This is a genomic window from Poseidonocella sedimentorum, from assembly GCF_900116005.1.
Taxonomy (GTDB): Bacteria; Pseudomonadota; Alphaproteobacteria; order Rhodobacterales; family Rhodobacteraceae; genus Poseidonocella; species Poseidonocella sedimentorum.
Genome location: NZ_FOYI01000007.1, coordinates 114,653 through 132,328 on the forward strand (window position 1 = coordinate 114,653; position 17,676 = coordinate 132,328).

The 17,676-nt window shown below is 67.0% G+C and carries 15 protein-coding genes; 3 read left to right on the top strand and 12 right to left on the bottom strand.

Annotated elements, in window-relative coordinates:
- The first annotated feature begins 20 nt into the window (after positions 1–20).
- A complete protein-coding gene (locus tag BM353_RS11355) occupies positions 21–1,091 on the top strand; it encodes a FecCD family ABC transporter permease (RefSeq protein ID WP_092080936.1) in 1,071 nt (356 codons plus the stop codon).
- Positions 1,091–1,882 carry a heme ABC transporter ATP-binding protein gene (locus tag BM353_RS11360; protein WP_092080938.1) on the top strand — a complete coding sequence of 264 codons (792 nt, stop codon included), beginning with the start codon at positions 1,091–1,093 and terminating at the stop codon, positions 1,880–1,882. Before BM353_RS11355 ends, BM353_RS11360 begins: the two co-directional genes overlap by 1 nt.
- 17 nt (positions 1,883–1,899) lie before the next feature.
- Here the strand turns inward: BM353_RS11360 and BM353_RS11365 are convergent, their stop codons facing one another.
- The 8 genes from BM353_RS11365 to BM353_RS11400 form a co-directional block, all read right to left on the bottom strand.
- Positions 1,900–3,909 carry a TonB-dependent hemoglobin/transferrin/lactoferrin family receptor gene (locus tag BM353_RS11365; RefSeq protein WP_092080940.1) on the bottom strand — a complete coding sequence of 670 codons (2,010 nt, stop codon included), beginning with the start codon at positions 3,907–3,909 and terminating at the stop codon, positions 1,900–1,902.
- Between the two features lie 173 nt (positions 3,910–4,082).
- Positions 4,083–5,228, bottom strand: a complete 1,146-nt coding sequence (locus tag BM353_RS11370) for an iron-containing alcohol dehydrogenase (protein WP_092080942.1) — start codon at positions 5,226–5,228, stop codon at positions 4,083–4,085.
- Between the two features lie 2 nt (positions 5,229–5,230).
- Positions 5,231–6,607, bottom strand: coding sequence for an aldehyde dehydrogenase family protein (locus tag BM353_RS11375; RefSeq protein ID WP_092080944.1), 1,377 nt, complete (start codon positions 6,605–6,607; stop codon positions 5,231–5,233).
- 2 nt (positions 6,608–6,609) lie between these two features.
- Positions 6,610–7,974 (bottom strand): glutamine synthetase family protein, encoded by a 1,365-nt coding sequence (locus BM353_RS11380; protein WP_092080946.1) that lies wholly within the window; start codon positions 7,972–7,974, stop codon positions 6,610–6,612.
- Positions 7,975–8,099: 125 nt separating this feature from the next.
- Positions 8,100–9,137, bottom strand: coding sequence for a TRAP transporter substrate-binding protein (locus tag BM353_RS11385; RefSeq protein WP_092080948.1), 1,038 nt, complete (start codon positions 9,135–9,137; stop codon positions 8,100–8,102).
- 55 nt (positions 9,138–9,192) lie between these two features.
- Positions 9,193–10,518 (bottom strand): TRAP transporter large permease, encoded by a 1,326-nt coding sequence (locus BM353_RS11390; RefSeq protein WP_092080950.1) that lies wholly within the window; start codon positions 10,516–10,518, stop codon positions 9,193–9,195.
- Positions 10,518–11,039: a TRAP transporter small permease subunit gene (locus BM353_RS11395; protein ID WP_092080952.1), complete on the bottom strand. Its 522-nt coding sequence runs from the start codon at positions 11,037–11,039 to the stop codon at positions 10,518–10,520. Before BM353_RS11395 ends, BM353_RS11390 begins: the two co-directional genes overlap by 1 nt.
- Complete coding sequence (locus BM353_RS11400) at positions 11,036–11,800, bottom strand: N-formylglutamate amidohydrolase (protein ID WP_245759635.1); 765 nt, start codon at positions 11,798–11,800, stop codon at positions 11,036–11,038. The genes BM353_RS11395 and BM353_RS11400 overlap by 4 nt, the downstream gene beginning before the upstream one ends.
- Positions 11,801–11,958: 158 nt before the next feature.
- On the opposite strand from BM353_RS11400, the gene BM353_RS11405 reads away from it, so the two are divergent.
- The gene (locus BM353_RS11405) at positions 11,959–12,822 is read left to right on the top strand and encodes a MurR/RpiR family transcriptional regulator (protein ID WP_092080954.1); all 864 of its coding nucleotides are present in this window, start codon (positions 11,959–11,961) and stop codon (positions 12,820–12,822) included.
- A 47-nt stretch (positions 12,823–12,869) separates the two neighbouring features.
- On the opposite strand, the gene BM353_RS11410 is transcribed toward BM353_RS11405, so the two are convergent.
- The 4 genes from BM353_RS11410 to BM353_RS11425 form a co-directional block, all read right to left on the bottom strand.
- Positions 12,870–13,163, bottom strand: a complete 294-nt coding sequence (locus tag BM353_RS11410; protein ID WP_092080956.1) for a DUF1330 domain-containing protein — start codon at positions 13,161–13,163, stop codon at positions 12,870–12,872.
- Entirely contained in the window at positions 13,160–15,838 is a 2,679-nt protein-coding gene (gene alaS, locus BM353_RS11415) for an alanine--tRNA ligase (RefSeq protein WP_092081136.1), read from the bottom strand. The genes BM353_RS11410 and alaS overlap by 4 nt, the downstream gene beginning before the upstream one ends.
- A 181-nt stretch (positions 15,839–16,019) precedes the next feature.
- Positions 16,020–17,084 carry a recombinase RecA gene (recA, locus tag BM353_RS11420; protein WP_092080958.1) on the bottom strand — a complete coding sequence of 355 codons (1,065 nt, stop codon included), beginning with the start codon at positions 17,082–17,084 and terminating at the stop codon, positions 16,020–16,022.
- Positions 17,085–17,352: 268 nt separating this feature from the next.
- Positions 17,353–17,637 (bottom strand): DUF3572 domain-containing protein, encoded by a 285-nt coding sequence (locus BM353_RS11425; RefSeq protein ID WP_092080960.1) that lies wholly within the window; start codon positions 17,635–17,637, stop codon positions 17,353–17,355.
- Positions 17,638–17,676 lie beyond the last annotated feature (39 nt).

Below are 17,676 nucleotides of genomic sequence, written 5' to 3' on the forward strand. Positions count from 1 at the left end.
AAACGGCGGCAGACAGGACAATGGATCAGCCCCAACCCGAGCGGCGCGCTCCCGGCGACCGGCGCGCCCGCGCCCGGCGGCTCATCGCTGCGTTGGTGGTCCTGCTGCTCGCGGTCGCGACGGCGAGCCTCGCCATCGGGGCCACCGGGACATCCCTCTCCTCGGCGCTGCTCGGCTGGCTCCGCGGCGCGGCGCCGAGCCCCGCCGAGGCGCTCATCCTGTGGGATATTCGCGCGCCGCGCACTGTGATGGGGATGCTGGTGGGCGCCGCGCTGGCGGTCTCCGGCGCGGTGCTGCAAGGGCTCTTTCGCAATCCACTGGCCGATCCCGGGCTGATCGGGATCAGCGCGGGCGCCGCGCTCGGGGCCATTTCCGCGATCGTTCTGGGCGGGCTGCTGCCGCCCGCGCTCTTTGCCGTGGCCGGGGCCTGGCTCGTGCCGCTCGCGGCCTTTGCCGGCGGGCTCGGCGCGACGGTCCTGCTCTATCGCCTCTCGACCCGCGGGGGCCAGACCTCCATCGCGGTCATGCTGCTGGCCGGCATCGCGCTGGCCGCCCTCGCCGCCGCGCTCTCCGGCATCCTCATCTTCATGGCCAATGACGCCCAGCTGCGCGATCTGACCTTCTGGCAACTGGGTTCACTCTCGGGCGCCACATGGGCCAAGGTCTTCGCCGCGGCGCCGCTCATCCTCGCCGGGCTCCTCGCCGCGCCCATGCTCGCGCGCGCGCTCAACGCGCTGGCGCTCGGCGAGGCGGCGGCAGCGCATCTGGGCATCCGGGTCCAGCGGATGAAATCCATGGCCGTCGTCTCCGTGGCGGCGGCGGTGGGCGCGGCGGTGGCGGTCTCGGGCGGAATCGGCTTCATCGGCATCGTCGTGCCCCACCTGCTGCGCCTCGCGATGGGCCCCGATCACCGCTTCCTGCTGCCCGCCGCCGCGCTTTTCGGCGCGTCCCTCCTGCTCGGCGCGGACATGATCGCGCGGGTGATCGTCGCCCCGGCCGAACTACCCATCGGGATCGTCACCGCGATCCTCGGCGGGCCGTTCTTCCTGTGGCTCCTGCTGCGCAACCGAACATTGCTGGAGGGGAGCTGATGATCGAAGCCCGCGACCTCCGCGTGACCCTCGCCCGGCGCGAGATCCTGCGCGGCGCCGACATCATCGCCCGGGCCGGCGAGGTGACCTGCATTGTCGGGCCCAACGGGTCGGGCAAGACGACGCTGCTGCGCGCGCTCACCGGGGAGATCAAGGCGGAGGGCGAGATCCGGCTCGACGGCCAACCGCTCGACCGGCTCTCCCCCACCGATCTCGCCACCCGCCGCGCCGTGCTGCCGCAAGCGGCGCGCATCGCCTTTCCCTTCACCGTGCTGGAAGTGGTCCGTCTGGGGCTTCTCGCGTCACCGGAGCCCGACGAGGCCCTGCCCGCCGCCGCCCTCGCCGCGGTCGGGCTCGCGGGGTTCGAAGGGCGGTTCTACCACGCGCTCTCGGGCGGGGAGCAACAGCGCTGCCAGCTTGCCCGCGTGCTGGTGCAAGGCTGGGAGCCGGTGGTGGCCGGACGCCCGCGCTGGCTCTTTCTCGATGAGCCCGTCGCCGCGCTCGACATCGGCCACCAACTTGCCGTGATGCGCATTGCCGAAGACTATGCCGCGCGCGGCGGCGGGGTGGTCGCGGTCATGCACGATCTGAACCTCACGGCGATGTTCGCCCGCTCCGTCGCGCTGGTCGAAGCCGGGCGGATCACCGCGCAGGGCAGCGCCTCAGAGGTCCTGACCACCGAGCGGCTCAGCCGCGCCTATGGCTGCCACCTGCCGGTGGGCGCGGTCCCCGAAGGCGGCGACCGGCCCTTCCTTCTGCCCCACGGCGCGCGCCCGCCGCGCGCCGTCTGAGGGCTGTCGCCTGAGGCTCAGAACGCGAGGCTCACGCTGAGATCCACGCTGCGCCCCGGCATCGGCATCTCGATCGGGTAGATGTGATAGCTCTCGTCAAAGGCGTTGGCGACGCCGAGCCGGACCGTGCTGCCCTCCAGCGGGCCGGAGAGCGGGGTGTAGGCAGCATAGAGATCGACCGTGCGATAGGCCTCGCCTTCGGCCTCGACATCGGCGTTGATGAACCGGTGCTCGGCGGCGAAGGTGGCCAGCGCGCCAAGCTCCCACTCGGCGCTCGGGCGCAGCCCCGCGCTGATCGTCAGACGGTCCTGCGGCAGCGAGGCGATGTAGTCGTTGTCGCTCTCCCCCCGCGCCAGCGAGAGGCCCGCCCCGGCGAACCACGCGCCCGCATCATAGCTCAGCTCGGCCTCCAGCCCGTAGAGCTCGCCATCGACATTGACGGTGGTCGTCTCGGTGGCCCCTACCGTCTGCTCGACGAAGTTCTTCACATCCGCATGATAGGCGCTGATCGCAAAACTGAGCCGGTCCTCGGGGCGCCAGATCCCCTGATCCTCGAACCGCAACCCGAGCTCGATCTGGGTCGACTCCTCGGGCTTGAGGTCCGGGTTCGGGATGAAGAGGTTGGTGATGGTGAGCGGCGGCAGGAAGGGCCCGCGCGGGATGCTGAAGGAGAAATGCTCGCCCTCGTTGTACATCTCGGTCATCGACGGCGCGCGGAAGGCGCGGGCGACGTTGCCGTAGAGCTGGAGCGTCTCGGTCGGACGGTAGCTCAGCCCGAGGCGCGGCGACCAGAACCCGTCGCTCGTCTCCTCCAGCGCGCTGTTGCCCGGATCACGCGCATAATGATCATAGCGCAGCCCGGCGATCACATCGAGCGCCTCGCTGACGCCGAAGGTCGCCTCGGCGAACCCGGCCATCGTCGTGGCCTCGGAGGAGGGGAAACTCGCCCGCTCGGCCCCGTCGCGGGTGGCCTCCTGACTGTCCCGCGCCATCTCGATCCCGTAGACAATATCGACCGGCACGCCGATGTCCGCATGGGCGCGGTTGATGATCTCAAGGCCGAGCGTCTCGTAACGGGTCTCGTCCAGCCGCGGCGCCTCGACCCGATCCTCGGTGATCTCAAGGGTTTCGCTGTAGAGCAGCACCGACAGGTCCAGCATGTCGGACCCCTCGGGCACATAGTCCCAGCTCAGGCGCACCCGCTCGTCGCGCGCGTCCCGCGCCACCAACGGGCGGTCGGAGGCGACGAACTGGTCCGGCGCCGAGGCGGTCAGCTCGTCATCCTCATAGAGCCCGTAGCTGAGCTCGAACCGGCTGTCTGCCGTGGGCTCGATCCCGAGCTTGAGCATCCCGCCGGACTGTTCGAAGGCGCTGTAGGGTATGGTCTCGCCCCCGCCGGCCTCAAGATCCTCGCCCGCTTCGCGCGTGCTCAGGCTGAGCAGCGCATCGACCGTGCCCCAGTCCGCAAAGACCGTGCCGGCGGCGCTGCGCTGGTCGCCGTTGGAGCCGTAACCGAGGCTGAGCCGCGCGCCGATGGCCTCGCCCGGGGCCAGAAGGTCCGCCGGATCGTAGGTCTCGATCGAGATCACGCCCCCGAGCGCGCCCGAGCCATAGAGCGTCGAGCCGCCGCCGCGCACCACCTCGACGCGTTTGATCAGCGCCGGATCGACGAAGAACCGGCCGCGGTGGCCCTGGTTGAAGTTGAAGCGCCCGCCGTCGAGGCGCAGCAAGACGCGCTCGCCGTTGAAGCCGCGGATGTTGGGTTCCTGCGCGAAAGGGCGCGGGCCGCCGCCGATGGTCAGGCCCGGAATGTCGTTGATCAGCGCGGCGAAGGAGCCCGCCAGCTTGGCCTCCAGATCTTCGGCCTCGCGCGCCGAGACCGCCACGGGTGTCTCCAGCACCGCCCGATCGTCGCGCAGCGCGCTGCTGATCTCCACCGGATCGAGGGTGATGGCGGCGTCCTGCGCGGCCAGGGCCGAAGCGGTGCCCGCCAGAGCGGTGGTGAGTGTGAGAATGCGCGAAATCATGGAGCCCCCCGAGGCTATTGGTCCGAAAACGCTGGCCTGCCGGGAGGGTGGGTCGCGATGGGTCTCGCTTAGAATTTATTACTTAAACTGTCAAGATTAGCTTGCGGGGTCGGGGAGGCCCCTCACGCGCGCCTAGCGGCCGCCCCCTCGACAGGCGGCGGCCGAACGGTGGATCAGAGCAGCGCTTCGATCAGGGCGCGGGTGTTCTCGGCGGTCATCTCCACCGGGTTGCCGCCGGTGCTCGGATCGCGCAGCGCGGCGGCGGTGAGCGCGTCGATGTCGGGATCGGTCACGCCGAGCGCGGTGAGGGTCTTGGGGATCTTGAACCCCGCGTTGAACTCACCGACGAAGGCGCAGAACCCGTCGAACCCGCCGTCGATCCCCAGATACCCCGCCGCCGCGTCGAACCGGTCGCGGATCGCCGCGGCGTTGAACTTCAGCACCTGCGGCATGCAGACGGCATTCGTCGTCCCGTGGTGGGTGTTGTAGATCGCACCGATGGGGTGCGAGATCGCGTGGATCGCGCCGAGCCCCTTCTGGAAGGCGGTCGCCCCCATGGCGGCGGCGCTCATCATCTGGGCCCGCGCCTCAAGATCGGCCCCGTCCGCATAGGCGCGCGGCAGGAACTCCTTGACGATGCGCATCCCCTCCAGCGCCATGCCCTGGCTCATCGGGTGATAATGCGGCGAGGAATAGGCCTCGACGCAATGGGCAAAGGCATCGAGCCCGGTGCCCGCGGTGATGAAGGGCGGCATGCCCCGGGTCAGCTCGGCGTCGCAGATAACCTGCAGGGGCAGCATCTTGGGGTGGAAGATGATCTTCTTCTCATGGGTCGCGGAATTGCTGATCACCGAGGCGCGGCCCACTTCCGAGCCGGTCCCGGCGGTGGTCGGCACGGCGACGATCGGGTGAATCCCGTCCGGGTCCGCGCGGGTCCACCAGTCGCCGACATCCTCGAAATCCCACAGGGGGCGCGCCTGTCCCGCCATGAAGGCGAGCGTCTTGGCAAGGTCCAGCCCCGAGCCGCCGCCAAAGGCGATGACCCCGTCATAGCCGCCCTCGCGGTAGACCTTGAGCCCGGCCTCGACGTTGAGATCGCTGGGGTTGGCATCAACCTCCGAGAAGATCGCGCGGCCAAAGCCCGCCGCCTCGACCAGATCGAGCGTGCGGGTGGTGATCTCCATCGACGCAAGGCCGCGGTCCGTCACGAGGAGCGGTCTGGTGATCCCCGCCGCCTTGAGGGCCGCGCCGATCTCGGCGATCCGGCCCGCGCCGAAACGGATGGTGGTGGGATAGCTCCAGTTGCCGACAAGCTGCATGGTCATGCCTTCTTCAAGTGGTAGGATTTCGGTCGGGTCAGCGCCTGATAGCCCAGCTCCGACAGCCCCGCCCCGCGGCCGGTGTCCTTGCAGCCCGTCCAGCAGAGCGCCGGGTCGAGATAGTCGCAGCGGTTGAGGAAGACGGTCCCGGTCTCCAGCCGATCCCCGAGCCGCTCGGCGGCCTCGGCGTCCTTGGTGTAGATCGCCGCCGTCAGGCCGAACTGGCAATCGTTCATCAGCGCGATGGCCGCCTCGTCATCCTTGACCGGCATGATGCCGACCACCGGGCCGAAGCTCTCGTCGCGCATGACGCGCATGTCGTGGGTGACGTCCGTGAAGATCTGCGGCGTCAGGTACGCCCCGCCGTCATCGGCCGCCATGGTCTCGATATGGGCCTTGGCCCCGGCCTCCAGCGCCTCGGAGATCTGGGCCCGGACTTCCCGCGCAAAGCGCACGTTCGCCATCGGCCCGATCGTGGTCTCCGTGTCCAGCGGATTGCCGAGCACCTGCGCCTTGACCCAGGCCACGGCCTTCTCGACGAAGGCGTCGAAAAGGCTCTCGTGCACGTAGATCCGCTCCATCCCGCAGCAGCATTGCCCGGCGTTGAAAAACGCGCCGTCCATCAGCCCGTCCACCGCCGCATCCAGATCGGCGTCCGCCCGGACATAGCCCGGATCCTTGCCGCCGAGCTCCGTCGTCACCGGCAAGAAGGTCCCCGCCGCGGCCTGCTCCATCGCGCGGCCACCACCGACGGAGCCGGTGAAATTGACGAAATCGACCGCGCGCTCGGCGATCAGCGCGCCGGTGGTGTCGTGATCGAGCACGAGGTTCTGCATCACGTCCTCGGGCACGCCCGCCGCGTGGAACGCCTCGGCCAGCCGCTCGCCGACCTGCAGCGTTTGAGCCGCGTGTTTTAGGATGACGGTGTTGCCGGCGATGAGCGCGGGCGCGATGGTGTTGATCGCGGTCATGTAGGGATAGTTCCAGGGCGCGATGACCAGAACCGTGCCCCAGGGCACGCGCTTGATCATGCGGCGGAACGCGCCGCTGTCCTCGACCATCGTCGGCGCGAGGCTCTCGCTTGCGATCTTCGCCATGTAATCGACGCGCTCCTTGAACCCGCCGAATTCGCCGCCGTAGCGGACCGGGCGGCCCATCTGGTGGGCCAGTTCCAGCGCCATGCGGTCGGTCGTCTCGCCGACGATTTCCGCCGCGCGCATCACCAGCGCGATGCGCTCCTCAAGCGGCCGCGCGTCCCAGGCCGGCTGCGCCGCTTTCGCGCGTGCGGCAGCGGCGAAGCCCTCCTCCTTGGAGAGCACGTCGCGGGTGAGATAGACCGATCCGTCGACCGGCGAGATGAGTTCAACAGTCTGTGCCATGTTCAGGCCCTCTCGAAGCCGCGCTTGATTTCCCAGTCGGTCACGACGGCGTCGAACGCCTCCTGCTCGACCTCGGCGCAGCGGGTGTAATGATCAACGACCTCGGTGCCGAACTGCGCGCGCAACATCGCGGAGGCGCGCAGGGCATTGGTCGCCGCGGGCAAGCTATGGGGGATCTCGTCGATCTCGTCCATCGCATAGACATCGCCATTGACCGGGGGCTCAAGCTCCAGCCCCTCCTCGATGCCGCAGAGCCCCGCTGCGAGCTGGGCCGCGCAGGCGAGATAGGGGTTGATGTCCGAGCCCGGAATCCGGCACTCGATCCGCACGCCCTTGGTCCCGTCGCCCACGAGACGGTAGCCCGCGGTGCGGTTGTCGACCGACCAGGCGATCTTGGTCGGCGCGAAGGTTCCGGGCAGGAAGCGCTTGTAGCTATTGATGTAGGGCGCGAGGAAAAAGGTCACGTCGGCGGAGTATTTCAAGAGCCCCGCGATGTAGGATTTGAGCGTCTCCGACATGGCCAGATCGGCCGCGCCGTCGTGAAACGCATTCGCACCATCCTTGAAGAGCGACTGGTGAATATGCGCCGCGCTGCCGACCTTCTTGTGATGCCATTTGGGCAGGAAGCTCGCCGCGTGGCCCTGTTGGTCGGCAATCTCCTTGACCGCCTGTTTCGCCAGCGTGTGGTGATCGGCGCAGGCGAGCGCGTCTGCATAGCGGATGTTGAGCTCCTCCTGCCCGGTCTCGGCCTCGCCCTTGGTGTTCTCGACCGGCACCCCGGCCTTCACCAGCAGGTTGCGGATGGGGCGCATCACGTGTTCTTCGCGGGTGGTCTGAAGGATGTTGTAATCCTCGTTGTAGCCCGAAATCGGCGTGAGATCGCGAAAGCCGCCCCGGCGAATCTCGTCAAAGCTCTTCTCGAAGAGAAAGAATTCCAGCTCGGTCGCCATCATCGGCGTGAAGCCCATGGCTTCGGCGCGGGCGATCTGGGCCTTGAGGATCTGGCGCGGGGAATGGGGCACGGGTTCGTGGTTGTGGTGGTCGACCATGTCGCACAGCACCAGCGCCGTCCCCTCCAGCCAGGGCACGCGGCGCAGCGTGAACAGGTCCGGCTTCATGACGTAATCGCCGTAGCCCTTCTCCCAGCTCGACGCCACATAGCCCTCCGGCGTCGCCATCTCCAGATCGGTGGCCAGCAGGTAGTTGCAGCAATGGGTCTCCTCGTGGGCCGAGTCGAGGAAATTCGAGACATGGAAGCGCTTGCCCATGAGCCGCCCCTGCATGTCGATCAGACAGACCAGAACGGTGTCGATCTCGTCATTCACGGCGGCATCGTTGAGCTCGTCGAGTGTCATCAGGCCAATCATCGGGGCATCTCCTCCGGGCGGGTCGTCTGGCCCCGGTCGCGGCGGCGGGGGCCGATGTCATGTCGGATCGCCGGGCCCCGCGCATCTCTGCGGGGGCCCGGACGGGGTGGTCAGTGGCGCGGGGCTCAGAACGTGTAGGGCGGTCCGGCCTGGTTGATCACGTCGTTGTACTCGCGGAAGACGGAGACCACCTTGGCGTGGACCTCGCCCTCTTCGGCGACCTCGTCCCAGAACTTGATCGCCGCGGCCTCGACCTCGGCCCATTCTTCGGCCGGCACAGAGCGCAGCTCGAGCTTGTCGCCCCTGGCGCGCAGGCTCGCCTCGCCGCCCCAGTACCACTGGTTGCGGTAGGTGTGCCCGGCCTCGATCGCGGCCATGACCAGTTCCTTGAGGTGGTCGGGCAGTTCGGCCCAGCGTTCCTGATTCACGAAGAAGGAGCCGATCCAGGCACCCGAGATGTTGTTGGTCAGGAAGTAATCGGTCACATCCGCCCAGCCGACGGTGTAATCCTCGGTGATCCCCGACCAGGCCATGCCGTCCAGCTCGCCGGTCTGCACCGCGACTTCCGCGTCCTCGTAGGGGATATTGACCGGAACCACGCCGAATTGCGACAGGAAGCGCCCGGCGGTCGGGAAGGTGTAGAGCTTCAGCCCGTCGAGATCCGAAAGCGAGGTGATCTCTTTCTTGGTGTTGAAGTTGCACGGATCCTGCCCCGCGGCCGAGAGCCAGGTGACGCCCACTTTCTCGTATTCCGCCCGCCAGATATCGGCGAGCCCGTACTGGTTGAAGAGCACCGGAACATCGAGGATGTGTTTGGTCGCAAAGGGGAAATACCCGCCGAACATGCGCGTGGGCGTGGGCGAGGCCATCGAGTCGTCATCGGAATGGACGCCGTCCAGCGTGCCGCGCTGGAGCGCCTGGAAGAGCTCGCCGGTGGGGACGATCTGGTCGGCGTAGAACAGCTCGATCTCCAGCTCACCGCCGGACGCCGCGTTGATGTAGTCGATGATCGGCTTGGTCACGTGCTCGCCGAGCGCCGCGCCGGCATAGGTCTGGAAGCGCCAGCGGATGGGCTCCTGCGCGCGGGCGATGGAGGGGGCCGCGAGGGCGGCGGCGGGCGCCAGCGCCGCACCGCGGAGGATCTTGCGTCGTGTCAGGGTCATGTCTTTTCTCTCCTGAAGGTTAAAGGTCCACCCCGTTCATCGGGGTCTTGTTATGTTAGTTTCCGTAGACGACCCCGGGCAGCCAGAGGGCGATCTCGGGGAAGATCATGATGATCGCCAGCACCACCACCATGACGCCGACGAAGGGCACGATGGAGGTATAGATATCACGCATTCCGATTTCCGGTGGCGCCATCGCGCGCATCAGGAACAGGTTGTAGCCGAAGGGCGGCGTCATGTAGGCGATCTGGCAGGTGATCGTGTAGAGCACGCCGTACCAGATGAGGTCGAAGCCGAGCGCGCCCACCAGCGGGACGTAAAGCGGGGCGACGATGACGAGCATGGCGGTGTCGTCGAGGAAGGTGCCCATCAGGATGAAGCTCAGCTGCATCAGGATGAGGATGACCCAGGGCGAGAGGCCGAGCCGTTCGGTGAAGAGCGACTCGATCGCCTTGACCGCGCCGAGCCCGTCGAAGACCGCGCCGAAGGCGAGCGCCGCGAGGATGATCCACATGAACATGCAGGAAATGCCCAGCGTGTTGCGGACCGTTGTTTCGAACACCTGCCGCGTCATGCGCCCCTTGAGCACAGCGGCGAGGAAGGCCGCGATGGCGCCGATGGCGGAGCTCTCGACCAGCGAGGTCCAGCCGTTGACGAAGGGCACCATCATCACCGCGAAAATCCCCAGAGGGAGCAGCCCCGCCTGCAGCAGGCGCAGCTTTTCGCCCATCGGCATGTCCCGGTCTTCCTTGGGCAGCACCGGCCCGAGTTCGGGGTTCAGCCGGCAGCGGATGACGATATAGACGATGAAGGCCGTGGCCATGAGCAGCCCCGGGACCACGCCTGCGAGCCAGAGCTGGCCCACCGGCTGGCGCGCGATCATCGCATATAGCACGAGGACAACCGAAGGCGGCACGAGGATCCCGAGCGACGAACCCGCCTGAATGACCCCGGTGACCATCCGCGTGTTGTAGCCCCGCTTCAACAGCTCCGGCAGCGCGATCGTCGCCCCGATGGCCATGCCCGCGACTGACAGCCCGTTCATCGCCGAAATCAGCACCATGAGCCCGATCGTCCCCACCGCGAGCCCGCCGGGCAAGCCGCCCATCCAGACGTGGAACATCTTGTAAAGATCGTCGGCAATCCGGCTTTCCGACAGCACATAGCCCATGAAGATGAACATCGGCAGGGTCAGCAGCGGATACCATTTCATCAGCTTGATCGCCGAGGCGAAGGCGAGGTCATACCCGCCCCGGTCGCCCCAGAGCGCCAGCGCCGCGATCACCGCCACGAAGCCGATCGCGCCAAAGACCCTCTGGCCCGTCAGCAGCATCACCATCATGGAGGAAAACATCAGGATCGCGATGGTCTCATAGCCCATCAGACCTTCTCCCCCATGTCATGGCCCATGAGGCGCAGCAGGTCCTTGCACAGCTCCGACAACGCCTGCAGCAGCATCAGCGCGATGCCGGTCACCATGATCAGCTTCACCGGCCACATATAGGGGCGCCAGACGCTCGAACTCCGCTCGCCGCCGTATTTGAACGAATACATCAGACTGTCCCAGCCGCCCCAGAGCAGCACGCAAAGATAGAAGATGAGAAAGAGCACGGTGATCGCGTCCATCGCCGATTTGCGCCGGAGCGACCAGCTGCCATAGAGCAGATCCATGCGCACGTTCGCGCCCATCTGGATCGAATAGGGCCCGCCGAGCATGTAGTAGGCGACCATGGCGAACTGCGCGGTCTCCAGCGTCCAGAGCGCGGGGGTGAAGAAGGTCTTCGACACGCTCGACCACAGCAGGATCGCCATCAGAACGAAGATCCCGTACATCGCGATGCGGCCGATCCGGTGGTTCATCCGGTCGACCACCGCGACAAACCGCTTGAGCGCTCCGGTCATGCCAACGCCCCCTCGGCCAGCGCCGCGCTCAGCATCGCGGCGAGGTGATCGGCCATGCGCGAGACGCCCCACGCATCGGCCAGAAGGTCATTGCGCACCTCGATCATCACGTTCGGAATGCCCCGCGGCACCGCATGGCGCGCCAGCGTGTAGGTCACCCCGTCGCGCGCGGCATAGGGCTCGTTGAGTGCGGTGGCGATCTCCGTCGGCGCCCGCGCCAGCATCGCCTCCGCCAAGCGCGCATCCGCATCGTGTAACAGGCCAAGCTCCACGTCGCGCGCGACCCCGTTCCACGCCGGGGTAAAGGAATGAACCGTCATCAGAGTCGCCCCCTCGCGCCCCTCAAGCAGCGCCGAAACGGCATCGTGAAACGGCGCGTGGACCGCCTCGGCGCGCGCCAGCCGGTCCGCCTCGGAAAGCCCTGCGTTGCCCGGCACAGCGATCCGCTCCACCTGCGCGGGGCAGGCCGTCGGATCGCCCGCGGGTCTGTTGCAATCATGGACCAGCCGCGAGACCGTCGAGAGCAGGGCCGGCGCGTCGAGCCGCTCGGACAGCGCCCGCGTCAGCGCCTCGGCCCCCGGATCCCAGACCGCATGGGCCAGCCGGTCCGCCGCCGCGAGCCCAAGATCGCCCAACGCCGGTGGAATCGCCGCGCTCGCGTGCTCGCACACAAGGCACACAGGCCCCGCACCGGCGCCCCGCAGCAGCGCGACGGGCGCGTCCGGCGCGGACGCAAGGGGTATCGGATCGGCATGGGTCACGGGACCGCATTAGCGCGGCGGGTCGAGAGGCTGTCAAGAAAATTTCGTAGACTTTGATACAGAGCGCTCCTACTCTGAACAAAATGCTTCACGTCTGATCGAGAGAGCGGCGCACGCCCCGCCCGGGGCCGAGATGCCGCGATCAGCCCGGAGGACAGATGGCCCGCATCGTCAAGGAACTCATCCGTGCGCAGGCGCCGAACCTGACCCCAGCCGAGCGCCAGCTCGCCGATGTGCTGCTGCGCGATTATCCCGCCGCCGGGCTGCAATCGGTCACCCGGATCGCCGAAGCCGGGAAGGTTTCCACCCCGACGGTCATCCGGCTCGCCCGCAAGCTCGGCTTTGATGGGTTCACCGAGCTACAGGTCGCGCTGCGCGAGGAGGTCTCGGCGCGGATGCGCACGCCCATCGTCAAGCGCGAGGCCTGGCCCGAGAGCGCCGGCGCGACCCATCCGCTGCACCGGTTCGCCGAGGCCGTCTTCGACAATCTCGACGAGACCGTCGCCCGGCTCGACCCGGTCGAATTTTCCGCCATCGCCGCGCTGTTGGCGGACCCGGCCCGCGCCCTGACCCTCTGCGGCGGGCGCATCACCCGCTCCAACGCGGATTACTTCTTCAACCATCTCCAGATCATTCGGCCCAAGGTCGCGCTGCTGCCGCCCTCGACCAACGTCTGGCCGCAGTACCTGCTCGATATCGGCCCGACATCGGTCGTCGTGCTCTTCGACATCCGCCGCTACGAGACCGAGCTCGCCCGGCTCGCCAGCGCCGCCAAATCCGAGGGCGCGACGCTGGTGCTGTTTACCGATCAATGGGGCTCGCCGATTGCCGAAAGCGCCGATCACGTGGTCAACGCGTCGGTCGAGGTGCCGTCGAGCTGGGATTCCACCCTGGCGCTCAATCTGGTGATCGAAGCGCTGGTGGCCGAGGTTCAGGCGCTGATCTGGCCCGACGCGCGCGACCGGATCGAACGGCTCGAAGCCCTGTTCCAGAGCGCCCGGATTTTCCGCAAACCGGTGTAGCCCGCGCCAGGTGGGTCGGCGCGCACGGCGCCGCGCCCCCCGAGCGATCAGGCCGGCGGCGTCTCCTCGACGATCACCAGATCGCGCTCCGACGCATTGCGCGCATGGTCCAGCGCCGCCTGGTAGGCCGCGGAGTAATAGCAGTCATGCGCGGCCTCAAGACTGGGAAAGCGCGCAACCACATTGCGGGGCCGGTCGTTCCCCTCAAGCTGCTCGTAGCGGCCGCCCCGCGCGAGGAAGACGCCGCCATGATCGGCAATCGCTCCCGTCGCAAGCGCGGCGTATTTCTTGTAGGAGTCTTCGTCCGTTACATGAACATGTGCGATCCAAAGTGCGCTCATGCCTTACCCTCCAGAATGGCTTCCGCGGCCTTGATGGCCTGTTCTGCATTGGCGGTATCGCGGCCCCCGCCCTGGGCCATGTCGGGCCGGCCGCCGCCGCCCTTGCCGCCAAGTTCGGCCACCGCCGCCTTGACCAGATCGACCGCCGAGACCGTGTCGGTCGCATCCGCCGTCACGCCCGCAGCTACCGCCGCCTTGCCGCCCGCATCCGCGATCAGCAAGACCGCGCCGGACCCCAGGCGGGACTTGTGCTCGTCGATCAGCGCCGGAAGATCCTTGCCGGTCACGCCCGAGAGCACCTGCGCCACGAAAGAGATCCCGTTGATTTCGCGGGCTTCTGCAGCCGGAGAGCCGCTGCCCCCCGCCATCGCCAACTCGCGCCGCAGTTGGGCCACCTCATTGGTCAGGGCCTTGCGCTCATCGAGCAGCGCGCGCACCCGTGCGGGCACCTCCGCCTCGCTCGCCTTGAGCTCCGATGCGATCTCCCCCAGCCGCGCCGATTGCGCCGCGAGATGGTCGATCGCCGCCTTGCCGGTCAGCGCCTCGACCCGCCGCACCCCGGCGCTCGACGCAGAATCGCCCAAGACCACGCAAAGCCCGATGTCGCCCGTCTGTCGCACATGCGTGCCGCCGCAGAGCTCGATGGAATAGGTCGCGCCATCGCCGCCCTTGCCGCTGCCGCGCTCGAAGCCCATCGAGACCACGCGCACCTCATCGCCGTATTTCTCGCCGAAAAGCGCCTGCGCCCCGATGCCGCGCGCGTCATCCGGGGTCATGATCCGGGTCTCGACCGGTGTGTTCTGGCGGATGTAGGCGTTCACATCTTCCTCCACCTGCCGGAGCTCCCCGGCGCTCAGCGCCTTGCCATGGCTGAAGTCGAAGCGCAGCCGGTCCGCCGCGTTGAGCGAGCCGCGTTGCGCCACGTGATCGCCGAGCGCGCGCCGCAGGGCCTCGTGCAAGAGGTGCGTCGCCGAATGGTTGGCGCGAATGGCCGACCGGCGGCCGTGATCCACCTCGAGATGCACCGCCACGCCGCTGGCGAAACTGCCGGACTCGACCGTCACCTGATGCGCAAACAGCCGGCCACCGGCCATGCGTTTTGTATCGGTGACCCGCGCCGTGTCGCCGGCCTGTTCGAGATGACGGACCGTCCCGCTGTCGCCGACCTGCCCCCCGGCTTCGCCATAGAACGGGGTCTGGTTGGTCACGAGCCAGCCGGACTCGCCCTCGGCCAGACTGTCGACCGCCGCGCCATCGCGCACCAGCGCGAGGATCTGGCCCTCGGCTTCCTCGGTGTCATAGCCGAGGAATTCAGTCGCGCCGTGGGTCTCCACGAGGTCGAACCAGATGCCCGCATCCGCCGCCTCGCCGGACCCGGCCCAGGCCGCACGCGCCTTGGCCTTTTGGGCCTCCATCGCGGAATCGAAGCCCTCGGTATCGACCGACCGGCCCTTCTCGCGCAGCGCATCCTGCGTCAGATCAAGCGGGAAGCCATAGGTGTCATAGAGCTTGAACGCGGTCTCGCCGGGCAGCGGAGCCGCATCGTCCAGCGCGGTGAGCTCCTCGTCGAGCAGCTTCAGCCCCCGATCGAGCGTCTGTTTGAAGCGGGTTTCCTCCAGCTTCAGCGTCTCTTCGATGAGCGCCTGCGCCCGGCCCAGCTCGGGATAGGCGCTGCCCATCTGTTGCACGAGCGAGGGCACCAGACGGTGCATCATCGGATCCTTTGAGCCCAGAAGGTGGGCATGACGCATCGCACGGCGCATGATCCGGCGCAGGACATAGCCGCGCCCGTCGTTCGATGGCATCACCCCGTCGGCAATGAGGAAGGAGGTCGAGCGCAAATGGTCGGCGATCACGCGGTGATGGGTCTTGCCCGGCCCGTCGGGATCGGTGCTGGAGGCATGCGCGCTGGCCTCGATGAGCGCGCGCATCAGATCCGTGCCGTAGTTGTCATTGGTGCCCTGCAGCAGCGCCGCGACGCGTTCGATGCCCATGCCGGTGTCGATGGATTGCGCCGCGAGCTCGCGCCGCGTGCCGTCCTCGAACTGCTCGTATTGCATGAACACGAGGTTCCAGATTTCGACAAAGCGGTCCCCGTCTTCCTCGGGCGTTCCCGGAGGGCCGCCCCAGTATTTGTCGCCGTGGTCGAAGAAGATCTCGGTGCAGGGGCCGCAGGGGCCAGTCGGGCCCATCATCCAGAAGTTGTCGCTCGTGGCGATGCGGATGATCCGGTCCTCGGGCACGCCGATCTTCTTCCAGATATCGGCCGCCTGATCATCGGTATGATAGACGGTCACCAGCAGGCGATCCTTGGGGATCTCGAGCTCCTTGGTGATCAGCTCCCAGGCAAACGGAATTGCCTGCTCCTTGAAGTAATCGCCGAAGGAGAAGTTGCCGAGCATCTCGAAAAATGTGTGGTGGCGCGCGGTGTAGCCGACGTTGTCGAGGTCGTTGTGCTTGCCGCCCGCGCGCACGCATTTCTGCGCCGTGGTCGCGCGCTTGTAGTCGCGGTGTTCGACCCCGGTGAAGAGGTTCTTGAACTGCACCATCCCCGAGTTGGTGAACATCAGCGTCGGGTCGTTGCGCGGCACAAGCGGGCTGGAGGGGACGATCTCGTGCCCCTGGTCGGCGAAATAATTCAGGAAAGTGGAGCGAATGTCGTTCAGCGTCGGCATGAGCAGGTCGTCCGGCAAGGTCAGTTGATCGGCTCGGCATAGCCGCTGCGCCTCAGGCTGTCCACCGCTTGCCGGCGCCCCGCACCTGCGCGCGGGCTATTGGGCCGCGCCAGGAGCCTTGCCAAACGACAAAGACGCCCCATCGGGGCGCCTTTTTGTTCACGTTCAGGCCCGTCTGGCCTCAGGCTTCGAGAATGTCATCCGACCCGCCGCCGGGCGCGTCGAACTCGAGCCCGTGCGCCGCGCGGATCTTGTCCTCGATGCTCCAGGCGATCTCGCCGTTTTCGCGCAGGAAGGTCTTGGCGTTTTCGCGCCCCTGCCCGATCCGCTCATCGCCGTAGCTGTACCAGGCGCCGGATTTCTCAACCACGCCGGCCTTGACGCCGAGATCGAGAAGCTCGCCCGTCTTGGAGATCCCCTCGCCATACATGATGTCGAACTCGACCTGCTTGAAGGGCGGCGCGACCTTGTTCTTCACCACCTTCACGCGGGTCTGGTTGCCCACGACCTCGTCGCGGTCCTTGATCGCGCCAATGCGGCGGATGTCGAGCCGGACCGAGGAGTAGAACTTGAGCGCGTTGCCTCCCGTCGTGGTCTCGGGGCTGCCGAACATGACGCCGATTTTCATGCGGATCTGGTTGATGAAGATGACGGTGCATTTGGAGCGCGAGATCGACCCGGTCAGCTTGCGCATCGCCTGGCTCATGAGCCGCGCCTGAACGCCGACGTTGGAATCGCCCATGTCGCCTTCCAGCTCGGATTTCGGCGTCAGCGCCGCCACCGAATCGACCACCACCATGCTGACCGCGCCGGAGCGGACGAGCGTGTCGGTGATCTCGAGCGCCTGCTCACCGGTGTCGGGCTGGGAGATCAAAAGCTCATCGAGGTTAACACCGAGCTTCTTGGCATATTGCGGATCAAGCGCGTGCTCGGCATCGACAAAGGCGCACACCCCGCCCTTCTTCTGCTCCTCGGCCACGCAATGCAGCGTCAGCGTGGTCTTGCCCGAGCTTTCGGGGCCATAGATCTCGACGATGCGCCCCTTGGGCAGACCGCCGATCCCGAGCGCGATATCGAGCCCGAGCGAGCCGGTGGACGTCGCCTCGATTTCCTGGGCCGGATTGTCGGCCCCGAGCTTCATGATGGAGCCCTTGCCGAACTGCCGTTCGATCTGAGCGAGCGCGCTGTCGAGCGCCTTCTGGCGGTCAGCGGATTTCCTGTCGTCCATTTTCAATAGATCTGCCATGTCGGTTTCTTTCCATCCTTATCACACACCCGAGAGGGCGCGGCAATTTCTGCTGATGTTCGCCTCATGTTCCGCCCTATATGAGATCAAATGGAGAACATTACAACAAAATTATCCACATTGTTGCTCCGCCCACGGGCGGGGAGCATGGCGGGACGTCCCTGTTTGGAGGGAGCCTGAAACAGCGAGGTTTAAGAATTTCTGAATCTCGGAAGGGTCGTGGCGGATGCGGCCCGTTTCGGCGGGAAAAAGCTGCAGAGCGGGCGGCTCAGGTCCAGTGCGGTCTGTCGCCGCCCGGCAATCCGGCGCGCGCCTCGGCGATCCGGGTCGGCTCGACCCCGGCCTCCCCGCAGAATCGCAGGACCCAGGCATCATCGAGCATCAGGAAGTCGAGCACCGAGGCCAGAAGTTCCGGCGCCGGCTCCGGCGCGCGAAGGTCCTCCGCATCGGCCCCGGTCGCGCCCATGAAGACGCCCAGAAGATCCGGCGTCGCGATCAGCCAGTCGAGAACCTGCTCGGCCAATTGCGCCGAATTTCGCCGAACCGTTTCCAACTCGAGAACTCCTGAAAGGGTTTCTTAACCACTTGTCCC